Raw genomic sequence first — 17,606 nt, forward strand, 5'->3', positions numbered from 1 at the left:
AATTCCTCTAACATTTAAAAATTTATTTTAATGATTAAAAACTATATTATATTTCTCATTTTATTCAATATGTTAATTATTAGTTTTTATAAAAATATGCTATAATAAAAAATATATTAGGAGTTTGTATTTATGGCTAATTTATCTTGGAATGAAATAAAAAACAGAGCTTTAGACTTTCAAAAAAAATGGCAGAATGAAAAAAGAGAGAATGCAGAAAAGCAGACTTTTTATAATGAGTTTTTTGAAGTTTTCGGAATAAGCAGGAGAAGAGTTGCTAGTTTTGAAGAACCTATAAAAAAATTAAATAATAAACAAGGATTTATAGATTTATTTTGGAAGGGTGTATTATTAGTTGAGCATAAATCATTAGGCAAAAACTTAGAAGAAGCAAAAGCACAGGCATTTGAATATTTTGAGGGATTAAAAGAAAGCGAACTTCCTAGATATATATTAGTTTCTGACTTTAATAATTTTGAACTTTTTGATTTAGATGAAAATCAAGAATACAAGTTTGAGTTTAAAGATTTTTATAAAAATATAAAATTATTCGGATTTATAGCGGGATATCAGAAAAGGGTTTATAAAGATTTAGAGCCTGCCAATATAAAGGCTTCAGAACTTATGGGAAAACTATATGATAAGCTTGCAAAAAACAATTATAAACAGCATGATTTAGAATTATTTTTGGTGAGGGTGCTTTTTTGTTTATTTGCTGATGATACAGGAATATTCAAAAATGAAGATTTTAAATATTTGATAGAAGATAAAACAAAAGAAGACGGAAGCGATACAGGAATATGGCTTCATCAATTATTTGAAGTGCTTGATACAAAAATAGAAGATAGACAAACTAATTTAGATGAAACATTAAAGGAGTTTCCTTATATTAATGGTTCTTTATTTGAAAATACTGTAAGGATACCTTCATTTGATAAAGAGATGAGAGATGCTTTGATTGAATGCTGTTATTTTGATTGGAGCAATATATCTCCTGCAATATTCGGATCGCTTTTTCAATGCGTTGCTGATAAAGAAAAAAGGAGAAGTTTCGGAGAGCATTATACAAGCGAAAAAAATATAATGAAAACTATAAGTGCATTATTTTTAGATGAATTAAGAGAAGAGTTTGAGAAAGTAAAGACAAATAAAAATAAATTAAAAGAGTTTCATCAGAAGATATCAAAATTAAAATTTTTAGATCCTGCATGCGGCTGCGGAAACTTCTTAATTATAGCATACCGAGAAATAAGAGAATTAGAAATAGATATATTAACAGAGCTTTATAAAGAAGATTTAAAAGACGGAGTATTATCTATAGACATTTCAAATTTATCTTTGATAGATGTTGATAATTTTTACGGCATAGAAATAAATGAATTTCCTGCTAAAATAGCGGAAGTGGCTTTATGGCTTATGGATCATTTGATGAATTTAAAACTTTCTATTAAATTCGGCAGAGCATTTGAAAGAATACCATTAAAAAAATCGGCAGTTATAAAAAATGAAAATGCTTTGATTATAGATTGGAAAAATATAATAGATGTAAAAGAACTTTCGTATATACTTGGAAATCCTCCTTTTGTTGGAGCTAGAATGAAGAGCAAAGAACAAAGCGAGGAGATGAAAAAAGTATTTAATAATATGAAAGGATACGGCGATTTAGACTATGTAAGTGCTTGGTATAAAAAGTCAGCTGAACTTATAAAGGGTACAAAAATAAAAGCTGCATTTGTTTCAACTAACTCTATAACGCAGGGTACACAGGTGAGCATATTATGGGAAAATCTTATAAAAGAATGCGGAGTTTATATACATTTTGCCCATAGAACTTTTGAATGGAATAATGAAGCTAAGGGCAAGGCACATGTTTACTGCGTAATAATAGGTTTTGCTAACTTTAATATTGATAAGAAAAGACTTTTTGACTATGAGGATATAAAGGGCGAACCTCATGAAATAATAGCTGAAAATATTAATCCTTATTTAATAGATTTTGAAAATATTTTTATAGGGAGCAGAAATAAAAGTATTTCAGAAATTCCTAATATAGGAATTGGTAATAAACCTATAGATGATGGTAATTATTTATTTAAAGAAGATGAAATGATAGAATTTATAAAAAATGAGCCTAATTCTGAAAAATATTTTTATAAATGGACAGGTGCTAAATTATTTATAAATAGTGAAACTGATTATGTCTTATTAGCCTCAAAAATACCGCCTAATGAATTGAAAAAAATGCCTTTGGTTATGGAGAGAATAAAAAAGGTGAAAGAATTTAGAGAAAAAAGCAGCAGCAAGCCAACAAGAGATATAGCAAAATATCCAACAAAATTTCATATAGAAAATTTTCCAGAAAATAATTATTTACTTATTCCTAGAGTTTCTTCTGAAAGGAGAAAATATATTCCTATAGGATTTATGGACAAAAATACTATAGCTGGGGATTCTTGTCTTATAGTACCAAATGCTGAACTTTATCATTTTGGGGTGCTTACTTCAATCATGCATATGGTTTGGACAAAATATGTATGCGGAAAATTAGAAAGCAGATACAGATATTCTAAAGATATAGTATACAACAATTTCCCTTGGCCGCTATCCATATCTGAAGAGCTTAAAACCAGCATAGAGATTAGGGCTAAAGGGGTGCTTAGTGCTAGGGCTATGTTTCCAGACTCTTCGCTTGCTGATCTTTATGATCCTTTGACTATGCCTAAAGTGTTGATTGATGCTCACAGCAAATTAGATTTAGAAGTTGATAAGGCGTACGGCGTCAAAAAAAATGAACTCAAAAATGAAAGTGAGAGGATTAAATTCCTATTCAAAATGTATGAAAAGTATATTGATAATTTATGATTTTGTTTTTATCAACTTTTTTTGCTAAAAACAAAGCAAAAAAACAAATTATTTTTAATATAAAATATACTGTTTAGTGTTTAGGATATAATTATGAATGAGAAAGAAAAACAATTAAATATTTGAAATAATGGAAATATGTTATAAAATATCATCATATTATAATTTAGGTTATTTTATTATGATAAAGAATTTTGAAATTCATGATTACAGACAATTTAAAAATGCAAAGTTTGATGATTTTTCTAATATAAATTTATTTGTAGGAGAGAATGATACAGGAAAAACTACAATATTAAAATTTTTATATTGTATAAGTCAAGAATTAAAAAACATCGTAAATGCAAATATTAGAACATGCAATATCTTTAAATACATTAATAATATATATACATTTAATAATTTTAAATTTGGAGTTAGTTATAAACCAACATATAAACTAAAAAAACTTTATTTGTATGATGAAAAAACTATCCATTTTAATGCGTCTCTTTTAAATAGCAAAGATGAAATTATAACTTCTGATGATAATATTAATAATTATAATTATGACTATAAACCTTTATTTATACCTGCTAAAGAAATTTTATCTATTATGAATGCTATTCTTTATTTAAAAAATCAAAATATAGAAAGCGGATTTGATGATTCATATACTGATATAATTTATGAAATACTTGCAAGAAAAAATATTGATGAAAGAGAATTATTAAGCGTATTTAAAAATAAGTATGATTTCTATAATGGTAATATACAAATAGATAAAAATACTAATATGATTAATTATCATAAAAATGACGGAAATATTTATAATATTAATATAACTGCTGAAGGAATAAAAAAGCTAGGAATATTTGAAGTTCTTCATAATACTGGAAATCTAACAAAGAAAAGTATTTTATTTATTGATGAACCAGAAAACAGTCTGCATCCTAAAATGGTTCGTGAGCTTATGAGATTTTTGTATGATATTTCAAAAGAAGGAGTACAGATATTTATAGCTAGTCATAATTCATTTGTTTTAAATCAGCTTAGCAATATTGCCATAAAAAATAATTATCCTATAAATGTATATTTTTTTATAAAAGAAAATAATTATACAAAAATAGACGGAGCTTATGATTTATCAAAAAACTGTGCTGAATTAAAATGATATTAAGATAAATATAATCAGATTTTGTTCAAGATATTAATAATTTACAATTATTTTTTGTATACATATTGTTTAATAAAATATTATTTTTGTATTATAAATTTGATATTATTTTCTCTTATAAAATGATGTGGTAATAAGTATCTAATATTATGTTTTTTACAGATATTTATTAAAGCACTATCCCTAGTTACAACTGTTGAATCAAAATATTTAGCGTAAGCCAATATTAATACATCTGCTCCATTTTTATTGTTCTTATTATCTAATAATTTTATAATGTCATGATCTTTTATTAATTCAATAAATATAATTTCTATTTCTTCATTGTATTTATATACAAAAATTTCTTTATTATTTTTTATATATTCCTTTAATAAATCTTCTTTTTTATTATTTCCAGATATAAGTTCCTCAAAAACTTCTTGGGTAATATAACATATTTTATCCTCTGCCATATTTTTTAATTTATCCCAAAAATCAATAAATACATCAGGAGAATAATAAACATTCCATGATTCTATGAAAAAATTACTATCCAAACAATAATGATACGGCATTTATTGTATCCTTTTAATATATTTTTCTAATTTATATGGCTTAATAGATAATAAATTGCAGGTATCTTTTAAAGTAATATTATTATCACAATAAGCATCTAATACATAATTGCTAAATTTTTTAGTATTTAAATTTCTTTTTATATAATAAGGATCTGGTTGTCCATTCAATATTTTATTCTGAAATTTAACATTTGAAAATTTATTAAATAATTGATTAAATATATCTTCTTCTATATATCCAAAAGATTTTGCTTTTACCAAAATAGATAATTTGCTTACAGGTAATTTTGAAGAAATGAAAGATATTTTTTCTTCTATATTTCCACTAATAAAATTAGTCCAATATTCATTAAATATATTTTTAGGAATCAAAATTTCAGAAGCTACTTTATTACAATATCTCTCTATTTTATTTTGCTTATTTATATCAGTAAATGTTGCATTAGAGATTCCTGTTTCTCCAATAAAAATATGAACCAATTCATGAATTAGAGTAAATAACTTAGCATTATCTGTATCGGAAGAATTTACAAATATAAATGGAGCTATTTTATCAGCTATAGCAAATCCCCTTATTTCTTTAACTTCTACAGAAGAACGATAATTAAAGTTATAAGAATTACCTACAGATACAAAAATATTATTATTTTCTAATAATTCTTTAATATTATCAAAATTATACTTACTATCTTTATTAAAATTTATTTCTATATTTAATGCATTTTTAATTTTATATATAGTATCTTTTATATTAGTATTTATAGAAATTATACCAACAAAATCTAATTCTTTTGCATTATTTGAAATTAAATAACTTTTAACCCATTCCTGATGCTCAATTAATTTTCTCATTAAAAATATGGCATTTATTGATAATTTAGTATCTAATTGCCTAAAATCATTAATTTTAGGTTGAATATTCTTAGGAATAGATGTCATATATAAAACGGCAAATGAAATACCGTATAACTTAGCTAATTTTTTTGTAAGATTTAAATCAGGCAACTGTTCACCATTTTCAAACTTTACTAAATCATCTTTGGTAAAAGTTTTCATTTTAATTTTATCAACAACATCATCAATTGATAAATTTACACTTTCTCTTGCCCATTTTAAAACTTCATTATTTATTTTTACTTTCATACATATAAAATAATGATATTTTTTGTATATATTATAATAAAATAATTATTTTGTCAAAAATTTAAACTATAATTTTTTTCATTAATATTAATCCCTATAAACATAAAAAAAGAGGAGCTTTGTAAAAAATAAAAACTCCTCTAATAAATAACAAATATTAATGATTTATTTTTTTGTTGCTTTTTTTCTTACGCAAGTTCTTTTTGCTGCAGTTTTCTTAGCAGGAGCTTCTTCGCCTTTCTTTTCTAATTCAGGTAAAAGTAATTCTGCTATCTGAACAGCATTCGTAGCAGCCCCTTTTCTTATTTGGTCTCCAGCACACCATAATACTAATGAGTTTTTAGCACTGATGTCTTCTCTTATTCTTCCTACAAATATATCATCTTGGTCAGATGTATCTAAAGGCATAGGGTATCTGAACTTCTCTGGATCATCAACTACTTTAACACCTTTAGCTTTTGATAATAAATCTCTAGCTTTTTTTACAGTAATTTTCTTTTCTGTTTCTATAGTAATAGCTTCACTATGACTTCTTATAACAGGTACTCTTACACAAGTACAGCTTATCTGCATCTCAGGTGCATGAAGTATTTTTCTTCCTTCATTAGTCATTTTTAATTCTTCTTTAGTGTATCCATTTTTGTCAAATGAATCTATTTGAGGAATTAAGTTGTGAAGTATTTGATATTTAAAAGTGCTGTTTTTAAGTTTGTTTCCAGCAACATAATCCTGCAATTGCTGTTCTAACTCTTCCATACCTTCTTTACCAGCACCAGAAACAGCCTGATAAGTAGAAGCTATAATACGTTTAATTTTTCCAAACTTATGAAGCGGAGCTAAAGCTACTAAAGCTATTATTGTAGAACAGTTAGGATTAGATATTATACCTTTGTGTAATTTAACATCATCAGGATTCACCTCTGGAACAACCAAAGGAACATTCTTATCCATTCTAAAAGCACTGCTGTTATCTACAACAATACTTCCGGCCTTTACTGCTTCAGGACTAAGTTTTTTGCTCAAATCAGCACCTACAGCAACTAATGTAATATCCATATTGTTAAATGAATCTTTAGTTACTTTTTCTATAGTGTATTCTTTTTTATTGAATACTACTTTTTTCCCAGCCTCTCTGTTTCCAAGCAATCTTAATTCATTAATTGGAAATTTTCTCTCTTCTAGTACTTTAAGCATTTCCTGACCAACAGCACCAGAAGCTCCTAATAAACATAAATTTACTTTTTTCATGATGGTTACCGTTAATTATTTATTTTTGTTCCTGCAATTATATAATAATTGTATATTAAAATCAAGAAGTTTTACTTGTTATACTAAATATATTTTTTTATCTAATCTTATGATTATTTTATCTGATTGAAGTTATATAAAAGATTATAAATAATGTTTTATGATTTTTTTATTATTACTTTTGAAGAATTACTTTGTATAATGTGCGATTAAAAAAACTTTATATAAAAATCCTGATATATTTACTAAGTTATAAATAAAAAATATTTTCAAATAATACTAGTATTTTATTATGATTAATTGTTATGAAATATTATACTTTTAATTAAAAAAAATCTATATTAATTTTTGTAACACAAGTCTATTATAGCAATTTATAAAAGAAAAAATGTAAAATTTTAGTAAAAAAACAGTAAATTTAATTGACATTATTTGATAAATATACTATAATTATAATGTAAAGATAATTTACCAGTAAGCAATATGTCTTTACAAATGAAATAATTAATAAAGGGGATAGTTTATGACTACAATAAAAAAATCATTATCAATACTTTTTGTTTTAGCAATATGTACAGGCTCATTATTTGCTCAATATAATGGATACTATGATAATCAGCAGGGAGGTCAGGGATATCAAAACCCTTATGGTCAGCCTCAGGTACAGCCGGACCCTCAAAATAATTATCAAGACCCTTATGCTCAGCAGCAAGGTCAAAATAATGCACAATATGGATACGGGGTTCAATTATCATCTATACCTCAGAATGCTCAAAACTTTATAAAACAGCATTTTGCTAATGTAAAAGTAACTTTTATAGAAAGAGATTGGGACGATATTGAAGTATATTTAGAAAACGGAACACAAATAGATTTCTTCCCTAACGGCGATTGGAAAGAAGTTAAATGCTATGGAAACATGCCTTCTACTATACTTCCAGCTAATGTTATGAATACAGTAAAAAGAACTTATCCTAATGCAGCAATTATAAAAATAGAAAAACAGTTTACTACATTTGAAATAAAATTAAATAATATGATGGAATTATACATAGATAGTAACGGACAGTTATTAGGTCAGAAATGGGACGATTAATTTACAATTTTTATAAAAATAATTTAATAAATAAAAAAAGGAGAAAAATATGAAAAAAATACTTTGTTTATTAGCAGCATTAACAGTTATCAGTACTTCGGCTTTATTTGCTGATTGGTACGTACCCCTTAATCAAGTTCCTCAGGCAGTACTTGCTACAGCTAGAAGAACATATCCTCAGGCTCAAATTTGGGCAGTAGAAATGGAGCACTATAATGTGTATAAAGTAAAAATGAATAACATGATGGAATTATATATTGATAAATCCGGTCAGCTATTAGGTCAGGAATGGGACGATTAATCATAAGCGTAAAAAATTAAAATAAAAGAACAGCGGATAATAATATATTTAATCCTCTGTTCTTTTTTTGTATTAAATACCAAAAAAATTTTAAGCTTCAGATTTTTATTTATTTTTTTCAAGCTTCATGCCAATACGCCAAACAAACTAAAAGATTCATATATTTGTGAAAATGCAGTTATTGTAATTTTATATATTGTGTTATGTAGTAAATATAGTGCAATTCCAATAAATTTATTATATATTTTTTCTGAGTTTGATGTTTGATTATTTATCTGCAGATGTTATAAAATAACCAAAAACTATATTTTTTAATTTAGCACATCATTTATAGATTTTACACACAAATCAATAGCCTTATCTATCTCTTCTTCATTAATTATAAGAGGCGGATTAAAATATATAACATTACCCAAAGGTCTTAATAATAATCCTCTCTGAAGTGCTTTTTTATATATTTGATAGCCCATTCTAAGTTTAGAGTCAAAACCTTCCTTTGTATTTTTATCAGTAACTAATTCCATAGCATTAATAAGTCCTATATTTCTAATCTCTCCTATATTTGAATGATGCAATAATTTTTCTTTTAATTTATTATTTAAATATTTTGCTCTTATTTGTGCCTTATTTAGAATATCATCTTCTCTTAAAACTTTTTGTACCGCCAAGGCAGCAGAACAGCCTAGAGGATTTCCGCTGTAGGTATGACTATGCATAAAAGCCTTACCTTCATTATAGTCGGCATAAAAGGCATTGTATATTTTATCTGTAGTGATTGTTATAGCCATAGGCATGTATCCGCCTGTTAAACCTTTTGAAACGCACATTATATCCGGACTTATATTGGCATGATCGCATGCAAACATCTTTCCAGTGCGTCCGAAATTGGTTGCTATCTCATCAGCTATGAATAAAACATTATATCTATCGCAAAGCTCTCTTAACTTTTTTAAGTATAGAGGAGGATATATTCTCATTCCGGCAGAAGCCTGAAGCAAAGGCTCTATTATAACAGCACAAGTTTCATCAGCATATTTTTCAAACTTTTTCTCAGCGTCTAAAAAACATTCGCATCTGCATGTTTCTCTGTTTTGATTATATTTGCATCTGTAGCAGTCTGGTGCTTCTATATGTATAGTTTCCATAAGCATAGGCTTGTATATTTTTGCATATAAGTCCAAACTTCCAACTGATAAAGCACCTATAGTTTCACCATGATAACCGTCAGTAAAGCACATAAACTTTATTTTTTTGGTATTGCCTATTTGATGCTGATACTGAAAAGCCATTTTTAATGCTGCTTCTACCGATGATGAACCGTTATCTGAAAAATTAAATTTAGTAAGTCCTTTAGGAAGTATTTTTACAAGCTCTTCGCAGAGTTTAATAGCAGTTTCATGCGAGAAGTTTGCAAATATTACATGCTCTAATCTGTCAAGCTGTGCTTTTATAGAAGCATTTATTTTTTCATTGCAATGCCCAAGTAAATTGCACCACCAAGAACTTACAATGTCAATATACTCTTTTCCGTTTTTATCATAAAGATATATTCCCTTTCCTCTATCTATTATTATAGGCGGAAGCTCTTCATAGTCTTTCATCTGTGAGCAAGGGTGCCAAATATATTTTAAGTCTTTTTCTTCTAGCGTCATAAATAAGCCTTTATTATAATATTCTGGAAGTAAAAAATATTCCCGCACACTCTTTTTACTAATATGGAGAAAAGCAAAAAGAATATATAAAAATAATTATTAATAATTATTCAAAAAGTGAATGGATATTATCAGCTTTTAATTCCATGTTATTTACAGAATCAATAATACCAACAGTCTTTATATTTGTAATTTTTTCTATCATTTCTTTATTGTCTTCATGCATAACATTTGCTTCTTCAAATCTGTTTAATATAATGCCTTTAATTTTTATTTTTTTACTTTTCATATATTCTATAGTAAGAACTGCAGAATTAATTGTACCAAGCCCCGCATCTGCTACTATTAAACATGGCAAGTCAAGCTCTTTTATAATATCTTCTAAAAATATTTTTTTATCATCATCATATCTTATAGGGCATATTATACCTCCGCTTCCTTCTACTATCATATATTCATGATTTTTTGAAATATTTTTATAAGCCTTTTTTATAACTTTCATATCTGGAGGATTGCCCTCAATTTGTGCTGCCAAATGAGGAGAATATGCATGCTTATAGGTATATGAAACCATCTCTTCATAAGAATCTGTTAAATTGGCTCTCTCTTTTACGTACCAAGCATCGCTGTCTGTTATATCATTACTTCCGCTTAAAGCTGCCTTATAATATCCTATATCAAATCCTTCTTCTTTCATCTGTTTGCATATAAGTGCTGATACATAAGTTTTACCTATATCGGTACCAGTAGCAGTTATAAAAAGTACTTTAGCCATTGTACTAACTCCTTTTTTAATCTTCTGTTAATTCTATTTTATATCCTAACTCTTCAGCCATTTTTTTATCTGTTTCTATAGAAATACCTGCGGTTGTGAGCATATCTCCAGTTATAGCGGCATTTGCTCCAGATATGAAGCAGGCTCTTCCCTTATCTTTTAAAAGTCCTCTTCCTCCTGCAAGTCTTATAAATGCTTTTGGATTAATAAATCTGTATATTGCTACTATTCTTCTCATGTCATCTTCAGTAAGAGGAGTAATATTTTCAAAAGGAGTGCTTGCTATAGGATTAAGCATATTAACAGGAATAGACATTATACCTAATTTTCTTAATTCTAATGCCATGTCAATTCTATCTTCCCAAGACTCTCCCATGCCCATAATGCCTCCGCTGCATACAGCCATTCCAGCTTTTTGTGCTGCCTTTATTGCTTTTATTTTATCATCATAAGTGTGGGTAGTACAAACATTAGCAAAGAAGTTTCTTGAGGCTTCCAAATTATTATGCACTCTTCTAAGTCCAGCCTCTTTCATTTTTTTAAATCCTTTTTCATCAAGAAGTCCTAAAGATGCACATACATATCCGTCAGTTTCTTTATTAAGAGTTTCTATTGCATTATATACTTTATCTACTTCTTTACCGTACAATGCTCTGCCGGATGTTACTATAGAGTATCTTAAAACTCCTTTATCAAAATCGCTTTTACCTTGCTCTAATATTTTCTCTTTATCTAAAATATCATATTCTTCGCATTTGGTATCATAATGAGCTGACTGTGCACAGAACTTGCAGTTTTCAGAGCATTTTCCGCTTTTGGCATTTATTATAGAGCACATATCAAATACATTAGAACAGAAATGTTTTCTTATATTATCAGCTGCTTGGCATAAATCTTCTAAATCTGAATCTACTAATTTTAAAGCCTCTTCCTTTGTTATATTATATCCGTTTATGATTTTTAGTTTTAATTCTTCCAAAGATATTTCTTCTTTTATAATTGCCTCAATATTACTCACATTTATCCTCCAGTTTTTATGAAATTCTGTAATTAATACTTCCAGATGTAAGTTTATCTACTTTTCCGTCTTCAAACTCTGCTACTAAAGCAAAGTTTTCATCTATATCTAGTACATTTATTATATTTTCTTTATTATCTATATTAATAGAAACTCTTTTTCCTATCAAAAAAGAACGCTTTTTATATTCATCATAAAATGATATATTATTAAAATAGTAGTCCCATAAATTTTCTAATATTCTTGCTATTAAAATATTTCTTATATCAGAATTTGAATCATTAGAATTAATAGAATCTGCAGTATCATTAATTTCTTTAGGAAAGCCTTTTTTTGGAAAATTAACATTTATTCCAATACCTATAACAGCATAATCAAGTTTGCTGTCTTCAAAACTGAAAGTTCCTTCTGTAAGTATTCCGCATACTTTTTTATTATTAATAAATACATCATTAATCCATTTTATATGAGTGTTTTTATTTGTTATCTCTTCTATTGATTTTGATACTGCCATAGCCGCTGCTGTGGTAATAAATGAACTTTTAAATATTTTTTTCTCTTTTTTAAGATTAAGTATTATACTCATATATATACCAGTACCATAAGGCGAGAAAAAAGATTTACCGTTTCTTCCGTATCCTTCTGTCTGTTCTTCTGCAATTACTACTGTACCGCTTTCTGCCCCTTTAGATGCTAATTCCCTAGCTATTATATTGGTTGACTTTACTGTCTTATATATAAGAAAATTAAACTTATCCTTATATTTAAGCATATTATTTTTTATTATATTTGATGAGATAATATCAGTTTCTTTTGAGAGAGAATATCCTTTATTTTGTAAGGAATTAATATTATAACCTTCATTTTTTAATGATTTTACTGCCTTCCATACAGCTGCTCTGCTTACATTTAGATCATCTGCTAATTTTTCCCCAGATATGAAAAGCCCTTTATTTGATTCTAGTATTGATATTATATTTTCTTTTACATTTCCCTTCATAATATAGAATAATATCATATAGAAGATAATTGTCAACTTAAAAACTATAAAAGGTTTACAATTTAAATAGCTTTACAGACATAATGGTAGCTATTTATAAATTAATAATTAACAATAATAACTTGAAAATACTAAAAAAATGAAATATATTATTTTTTTATAATAAAAAATATTATGAGTGCTAATATGTTATCATCAGAAAAATATTATGAAGAAGGCATTAATTATCATAAAGAATCAAAATATAAAGAAGCAGTACAGTCTTTTAATAAAGCTATAAAATTAGATAATACTACATCAAAATATTATAGTGCAAGAGGTAGAGCAAAAAACAGTTTGAGACAATATGAAGAAGCAAAAAAAGATGCTGAAAGGGCTTTGGAGCTGGATAAAAATAATGCTGAAAGCTATTTAGTATTTGGAAATATAAATTTAGATTTAAATAAGTATTTTGAAGCTATTAAAGACTATGATAAGGCTATAGAATAGACCCTAATTATAGTTATACTTATAATAACAGAGGAATTGCTAAAGATGACTTAAAACAGTATTGTGAAGCTATCAAAGACTTTGACAAAGCGATAGATCTAAATCCTAATGATAGTGATGCTTATAATAACAGAGGAATATCTAAAGAAAAATTAGGACAGTATCGAGAAGCTATTAAAGACTATGATAAGGCTATAGAGCTAGACCCTAATTATAGTTATGCTTATAATAACAGAGGAGCTGCTAAGGGTAATTTAGGACAGTATAAAGATGCCTTAAAAGATTATAAAAAGGCTTTGAAATTAGACCCTAATGATGAATATGCTAGAGAAAATATACAAAATATTCAAAATAAATATGGCTTGAGATAATTTATACTGAAAATTTTTAAGTTTATAATTTTTTTATTCAACTTTTTGAGAAGCCTGCCTACGGCACGCAGAGCGGACGGCAAAAGAAGTGGGGTCTGGCACGACTGTGTGCTTCGCAGCAAAGCCACAGTTATAAAAATAAAAATACAAAAATTGAAATAGTATAAATATTTCTTAATTGAGTTTTGAAACTAGTCTAATAAATAAAAAACTCTGCTATTTTTATAAAAAAACAGCAGAGCAAAAAACAATTAATTTATTCAAAAATATTATTATATATCAATGAAAAAATGTAAGGAGTATACCCATAATAACAGCACCTGATATAATACCAGATATATTAACAGCCATAGCATGAAGAAGCAGACAGTTTGAAGAACTATTCTCCTGACCGTAAACATGTGCCCCCCAAGCAGGAACTGGAAAAGCACTTAAACCGGCAGAGCCTATTATAGGATTAACTTTTCCGCCTGATAATACATTAATAATTTTTGCTGCAAGTATACCAATTGCTGTACTTAATACTAAAGACACTATTCCAAATACAAATATTAAAACAGTATCTAATGTCATAAAATAATCAGCTGTTGCCGAAGAGCCTATTGCCATTCCTATAAGCATAGTAAGTATACCAGTTAAAGATTTCTGTAAAGTAACAGAGAAATTTTTAATAATATCAGATTCTCTTAAAATACTTCCAAATAGAAGAGCAGCTATAAGAGGAAAAGAATTAGCTAAAAATATACCGCAAAGTCCCATAGCAATAACAGCAAATATAATTTTCTCACCTCTTGAAACCTGTCTTAAATAATTCATAGGAATTTTTCTTTCTTTAGAAGTAGTTAAAACTTTTGTAAGCCCAGACTGTAATACTGGAAGAAGCTCCATATATAGGTAAGCAGCCATCACAATAGCAGCAAAATATCTAGGCTCTGTAATAAGCGAAGACATATACATAGCCAAAGCTCCGTCAGCAGCACCAATAATAGCAGTAGCAGCCGATAAGCCTTCTGATATATTTAGAGAACTCATAATATAAAATACTACAAGTATACCTATCTGCGAACTAGCACCTATAAAGAAGTTTTTAGGGTCAGCAAGTACAAGACCTAAATCTATCATAGTACCTACGGCAAAAAATACCAATACTGGATAAATACCGCTGTCAGCTCCCTGATGAAGAAGTCCTAAAAATCCGCTTACAACATCTTCTGTAAGTTTAGGAAGAGGCATGTTAGAAGCAAGTATTGCAACCCCCATAGGAAGAAGAAGCAAAGGTTTTCTCTTATAATATATAGACATATATATAAGATAAGCTCCTAAAAGTATCATTATAATTTGGGCTAAAGTCGGCGGATAAAAACCAGTAAGTAAATTGTTAAAATCCAAACCTAAAGCATTATTCATATCTACCCCTTAAATATTACTTAATCTGCAATATAACTTGACCTTCAACTACAGATGAACCTTTTTCAACATGTATAGATTTTACCTCACCAGAAGCAGGAGCAGTAAGTTCATTTTCCATTTTCATAGCTTCTAATATAGCTACAACCTGACCTTCAGTAACTTTATCTCCCACAGCAACGCTAAATGATACTATAGTACCCGGCATAGTTGCTTTTACTGATACAGCATTTTCATCTATAGCAGCAGCAGAAGAAGGAGAAGCTGCCTGAACAACTGGTTTTGCTTGCTGTACAGGTTTAGGTGCTTGAGTCTGTGCCTGAACAACAGGGGCAGAAACTTTTACTTTCTCTTGCTTAACTTCTTCTACTGATACATCATAAGTTTTTCCATTAACAGTGATTTTGTATTGTTTAGTCATAATGATATTTTCTCCAAAATATTTATTATTATTTAAGTTAATTTTTATCATTGCTTAAAACTTTATTAAAAATAATAGTTTTAAGCGAAAAATAATTATTTTATATTTACTCTGTCAGCCATACCCCATATAGGAGTTTTAGATTCCTCTATAGAAGTAATGATAAATTTATTATTAGACATACCTGTATAAGCTGAAATTGCCGCAGTAATAACAGCGACAAGCTCAGTATCATCAAGCAAGTCTTCTTCTTTAGTTTTACTCTCCTCTACAACTTTGATTATTTCTTCTTCTTTTTTAAGATTTCTGCTTTTGAATATCATACCCAAAATTACAGATAATATATAAAAAACTAAAGCGACTATAAAAACAGATACTATACCAAATATTGTAATAGCTGCATTATGTTCCATTTAACACTCCTTAAAATGATATATAATTTAATTTATAGAGGTATATTACCATGTTTTCTAGGAAGTCTTGTTTCTCTTTTGCTTTTTAAAAGCTGCAAAGCATTAATAAGATAGCTTCTAGTATATTCAGGCTCAATTACATCATCAACATAACCTCTTACAGCAGCTCTGTAAGGATTAGCAAACTCTTTTTTATACTCTTCTATTTTTTCAGCCCTAACTTTTTTAGGGTCATCAGCTTTATCTATTTCTTTTTTGAATATTATATTAGCAGCTCCGTCTGGTCCCATAACAGCAATCTCCGCAGAAGGCCAAGCGTAAACCATATCAGCACCCAAATGTTTAGAACACATAGCAATATAAGCTCCGCCGTATGATTTTCTTATGATAAGAGTAATTTTAGGAGCAGTAGCCTCTGAATAAGCATATAAAAGTTTAGCACCATGTCTTATAACTCCGTTGTGCTCCTGACCTACACCGGGCAAATATCCTGCTGTATCAACTAATGTGATTAAAGGAATATTAAAACTATCGCAGAAACGTATAAATCTTGCTGCTTTGTCCGCTGCATTAATATCAAGTACGCCAGCCATAGAATTAGGCTGATTGGCTATTATACCAACTGATTTTCCGTCAAGACGTGCAAAACATATAACTATATTAGTAGCAAATAAAGGCTGAAGCTCAAAAAACTCTCCGTTATCAACCACTCTTTTTATAACTTCTTTAATGTCATAAGGTTTATTAGGACTGTCTGGAAGTATATTAGATAACTCTTCATCGTTTCTATTAGGATCATCGCCTGTATTTTCTAAAGGAACATCTTCCAAGTTATTTTGAGGTATATATGAAAGTAATGTTTTTACTCCTTCCAAAGTAGATACTTCATCTGGGAACATCAAAGAAGCAACACCTGAAGTTTTACTATGAACGTAAGCTCCTCCAAGCTCTTCAGCAGAAACTTGTTCTCCTGTTACAGCTTTTACTACCTGAGGACCAGTAATAAACATGTTTGAACTTTTATCAGTCATAAATATAAAGTCCATCAAAGCAGGCGAATAAACAGCTCCTCCAGCACAAGGTCCCATTATAACACATATCTGCGGTATTACTCCAGAAGCCTGAACATTTCTGTAGAAAATATCCCCGTATCCTCTTAATGAGTCAATACCTTCCTGTATCCTAGCCCCGCCCGAATCATTAATACCTATGCAAGGGCAGCCCAGCTTTATTGCCATATCCTGTACTTTACAAATTTTGGCAGCATGCATTTGTCCTAATGAACCGCCTATTACAGTAAAGTCCTGAGCATATATACATACTTGTCTTCCGTTAATTTTACCGTATCCTGTAACTACACCTTCTCCAGCTACCTTGTTTTTTTCCATACCAAAATCACTGCATCTATGCTCTATGAAAGCATCAATCTCGCAGAAAGTATTTTCATCTAATAATTGTAAAATACGTTCTCTTGCAGTTAATTTTCCTTTTTTATGGCGTTCTTCTATTTTGTCTTCTCCGCCAGCCTTTTCTATTTTTTCTTTTCTTTTTCTAAGTTCATTGATTTTTTCTTGCATATTTTTTAAGTCCTTATTAGATTTTTTGTCTAATTATTAGATTTTAATGCTTTCATAAAACATATACTATTTATTATTTATTGCAATGTTATTTTCTAACTTTTGTATGTTTTAACA

Annotated in this window: 17 protein-coding genes; 6 read left to right on the top strand and 11 right to left on the bottom strand. The window is 28.3% G+C overall.

Going from position 1 to position 17,606, the window contains the following annotated elements; genetic code table 11:
• The first annotated feature begins 132 nt into the window (after window positions 1-132).
• Together BMUR_RS08760 and BMUR_RS08765 are read left to right on the top strand one after the other, a co-directional pair.
• Entirely contained in the window at window positions 133-2,862 is a 2,730-nt protein-coding gene (locus BMUR_RS08760) for a class I SAM-dependent DNA methyltransferase (protein WP_013114213.1), read from the top strand.
• 181 nt (window positions 2,863-3,043) lie between these two features.
• Entirely contained in the window at window positions 3,044-4,015 is a 972-nt protein-coding gene (locus tag BMUR_RS08765) for an ATP-dependent nuclease (RefSeq protein WP_013114214.1), read from the top strand.
• 83 nt (window positions 4,016-4,098) lie between these two features.
• Here BMUR_RS08765 and BMUR_RS08770 read toward each other — a convergent pair whose 3' ends face one another.
• The 3 genes from BMUR_RS08770 to BMUR_RS08780 all read right to left on the bottom strand — a co-directional run bounded on the left by BMUR_RS08770 (window position 4,099) and on the right by BMUR_RS08780 (window position 6,969).
• Complete coding sequence (locus BMUR_RS08770; RefSeq protein ID WP_013114215.1) at window positions 4,099-4,575, bottom strand: DUF4411 family protein; 477 nt, start codon at window positions 4,573-4,575, stop codon at window positions 4,099-4,101.
• Complete coding sequence (locus BMUR_RS08775; protein ID WP_013114216.1) at window positions 4,576-5,721, bottom strand: XRE family transcriptional regulator; 1,146 nt, start codon at window positions 5,719-5,721, stop codon at window positions 4,576-4,578.
• Between the two features lie 165 nt (window positions 5,722-5,886).
• A complete protein-coding gene (locus tag BMUR_RS08780) occupies window positions 5,887-6,969 on the bottom strand; it encodes an aspartate-semialdehyde dehydrogenase (RefSeq protein WP_013114217.1) in 1,083 nt (360 codons plus the stop codon).
• 523 nt (window positions 6,970-7,492) lie between these two features.
• Between BMUR_RS08780 and BMUR_RS08785 the strand changes: the two genes are divergently transcribed.
• Window positions 7,493-8,065 carry a PepSY-like domain-containing protein gene (locus BMUR_RS08785; RefSeq protein ID WP_013114218.1) on the top strand — a complete coding sequence of 191 codons (573 nt, stop codon included), beginning with the start codon at window positions 7,493-7,495 and terminating at the stop codon, window positions 8,063-8,065.
• A 49-nt stretch (window positions 8,066-8,114) separates the two neighbouring features.
• A complete protein-coding gene (locus BMUR_RS08790) occupies window positions 8,115-8,366 on the top strand; it encodes a PepSY-like domain-containing protein (RefSeq protein ID WP_013114219.1) in 252 nt (83 codons plus the stop codon).
• A gap of 311 nt (window positions 8,367-8,677) precedes the next feature.
• Here BMUR_RS08790 and bioA read toward each other — a convergent pair whose 3' ends face one another.
• From bioA to BMUR_RS08810, 4 genes are all read right to left on the bottom strand, one after another.
• Entirely contained in the window at window positions 8,678-10,018 is a 1,341-nt protein-coding gene (gene bioA, locus BMUR_RS08795; RefSeq protein ID WP_013114220.1) for an adenosylmethionine--8-amino-7-oxononanoate transaminase, read from the bottom strand.
• 106 nt (window positions 10,019-10,124) lie between these two features.
• Window positions 10,125-10,793, bottom strand: coding sequence for a dethiobiotin synthase (gene bioD / locus BMUR_RS08800; RefSeq protein ID WP_013114221.1), 669 nt, complete (start codon window positions 10,791-10,793; stop codon window positions 10,125-10,127).
• Window positions 10,794-10,809: 16 nt separating this feature from the next.
• Window positions 10,810-11,811: a biotin synthase BioB gene (gene bioB, locus BMUR_RS08805; protein WP_013114222.1), complete on the bottom strand. Its 1,002-nt coding sequence runs from the start codon at window positions 11,809-11,811 to the stop codon at window positions 10,810-10,812.
• 16 nt (window positions 11,812-11,827) lie between these two features.
• Window positions 11,828-12,811 carry a biotin--[acetyl-CoA-carboxylase] ligase gene (locus BMUR_RS08810; protein ID WP_013114223.1) on the bottom strand — a complete coding sequence of 328 codons (984 nt, stop codon included), beginning with the start codon at window positions 12,809-12,811 and terminating at the stop codon, window positions 11,828-11,830.
• A gap of 186 nt (window positions 12,812-12,997) precedes the next feature.
• On the opposite strand from BMUR_RS08810, the gene BMUR_RS14985 reads away from it, so the two are divergent.
• Window positions 12,998-13,300 carry a tetratricopeptide repeat protein gene (locus BMUR_RS14985; protein ID WP_244833427.1) on the top strand — a complete coding sequence of 101 codons (303 nt, stop codon included), beginning with the start codon at window positions 12,998-13,000 and terminating at the stop codon, window positions 13,298-13,300.
• A gap of 35 nt (window positions 13,301-13,335) precedes the next feature.
• The gene (locus BMUR_RS14990) at window positions 13,336-13,671 is read left to right on the top strand and encodes a tetratricopeptide repeat protein (protein ID WP_244833535.1); all 336 of its coding nucleotides are present in this window, start codon (window positions 13,336-13,338) and stop codon (window positions 13,669-13,671) included.
• A 279-nt stretch (window positions 13,672-13,950) separates the two neighbouring features.
• Here BMUR_RS14990 and BMUR_RS08820 read toward each other — a convergent pair whose 3' ends face one another.
• The 4 genes from BMUR_RS08820 to BMUR_RS08835 all read right to left on the bottom strand — a co-directional run bounded on the left by BMUR_RS08820 (window position 13,951) and on the right by BMUR_RS08835 (window position 17,489).
• Window positions 13,951-15,078: a sodium ion-translocating decarboxylase subunit beta gene (locus BMUR_RS08820; protein WP_013114224.1), complete on the bottom strand. Its 1,128-nt coding sequence runs from the start codon at window positions 15,076-15,078 to the stop codon at window positions 13,951-13,953.
• A gap of 16 nt (window positions 15,079-15,094) precedes the next feature.
• Window positions 15,095-15,499, bottom strand: a complete 405-nt coding sequence (locus BMUR_RS08825; RefSeq protein ID WP_013114225.1) for a biotin/lipoyl-containing protein — start codon at window positions 15,497-15,499, stop codon at window positions 15,095-15,097.
• A 95-nt stretch (window positions 15,500-15,594) separates the two neighbouring features.
• On the bottom strand, window positions 15,595-15,912 hold the full coding sequence (locus BMUR_RS08830; RefSeq protein ID WP_013114226.1) for an OadG family protein: 318 nt from the start codon (window positions 15,910-15,912) through the stop codon (window positions 15,595-15,597).
• 32 nt (window positions 15,913-15,944) lie between these two features.
• Window positions 15,945-17,489 (bottom strand): acyl-CoA carboxylase subunit beta, encoded by a 1,545-nt coding sequence (locus BMUR_RS08835; protein ID WP_013114227.1) that lies wholly within the window; start codon window positions 17,487-17,489, stop codon window positions 15,945-15,947.
• Window positions 17,490-17,606 lie beyond the last annotated feature (117 nt).

This window comes from Brachyspira murdochii DSM 12563, from assembly GCF_000092845.1.
In the GTDB taxonomy this organism is placed as follows: Bacteria; Spirochaetota; Brachyspiria; order Brachyspirales; family Brachyspiraceae; genus Brachyspira; species Brachyspira murdochii.

Bases quoted from the DNA above. Each gene is read 5' to 3' on its own strand.
- BMUR_RS08760 (WP_013114213.1), top strand. From the start codon at position 133: ATGGCTAATTTATCTTGGAATGAAATAAAAAACAGAGCTTTAGACTTT.
- BMUR_RS08765 (WP_013114214.1), top strand. From the start codon at position 3,044: ATGATAAAGAATTTTGAAATTCATGATTACAGACAATTTAAAAATGCA.
- BMUR_RS08770 (WP_013114215.1), bottom strand. From the start codon at position 4,575: ATGCCGTATCATTATTGTTTGGATAGTAATTTTTTCATAGAATCATGG.
- BMUR_RS08775 (WP_013114216.1), bottom strand. From the start codon at position 5,721: ATGAAAGTAAAAATAAATAATGAAGTTTTAAAATGGGCAAGAGAAAGT.
- BMUR_RS08780 (WP_013114217.1), bottom strand. From the start codon at position 6,969: ATGAAAAAAGTAAATTTATGTTTATTAGGAGCTTCTGGTGCTGTTGGT.
- BMUR_RS08785 (WP_013114218.1), top strand. From the start codon at position 7,493: ATGACTACAATAAAAAAATCATTATCAATACTTTTTGTTTTAGCAATA.
- BMUR_RS08790 (WP_013114219.1), top strand. From the start codon at position 8,115: ATGAAAAAAATACTTTGTTTATTAGCAGCATTAACAGTTATCAGTACT.
- bioA (WP_013114220.1), bottom strand. From the start codon at position 10,018: ATGACGCTAGAAGAAAAAGACTTAAAATATATTTGGCACCCTTGCTCA.
- bioD (WP_013114221.1), bottom strand. From the start codon at position 10,793: ATGGCTAAAGTACTTTTTATAACTGCTACTGGTACCGATATAGGTAAA.
- BMUR_RS08810 (WP_013114223.1), bottom strand. From the start codon at position 12,811: ATGAAGGGAAATGTAAAAGAAAATATAATATCAATACTAGAATCAAAT.
- BMUR_RS14985 (WP_244833427.1), top strand. From the start codon at position 12,998: ATGTTATCATCAGAAAAATATTATGAAGAAGGCATTAATTATCATAAA.
- BMUR_RS08820 (WP_013114224.1), bottom strand. From the start codon at position 15,078: ATGAATAATGCTTTAGGTTTGGATTTTAACAATTTACTTACTGGTTTT.
- BMUR_RS08825 (WP_013114225.1), bottom strand. From the start codon at position 15,499: ATGACTAAACAATACAAAATCACTGTTAATGGAAAAACTTATGATGTA.
- BMUR_RS08830 (WP_013114226.1), bottom strand. From the start codon at position 15,912: ATGGAACATAATGCAGCTATTACAATATTTGGTATAGTATCTGTTTTT.
- BMUR_RS08835 (WP_013114227.1), bottom strand. From the start codon at position 17,489: ATGCAAGAAAAAATCAATGAACTTAGAAAAAGAAAAGAAAAAATAGAA.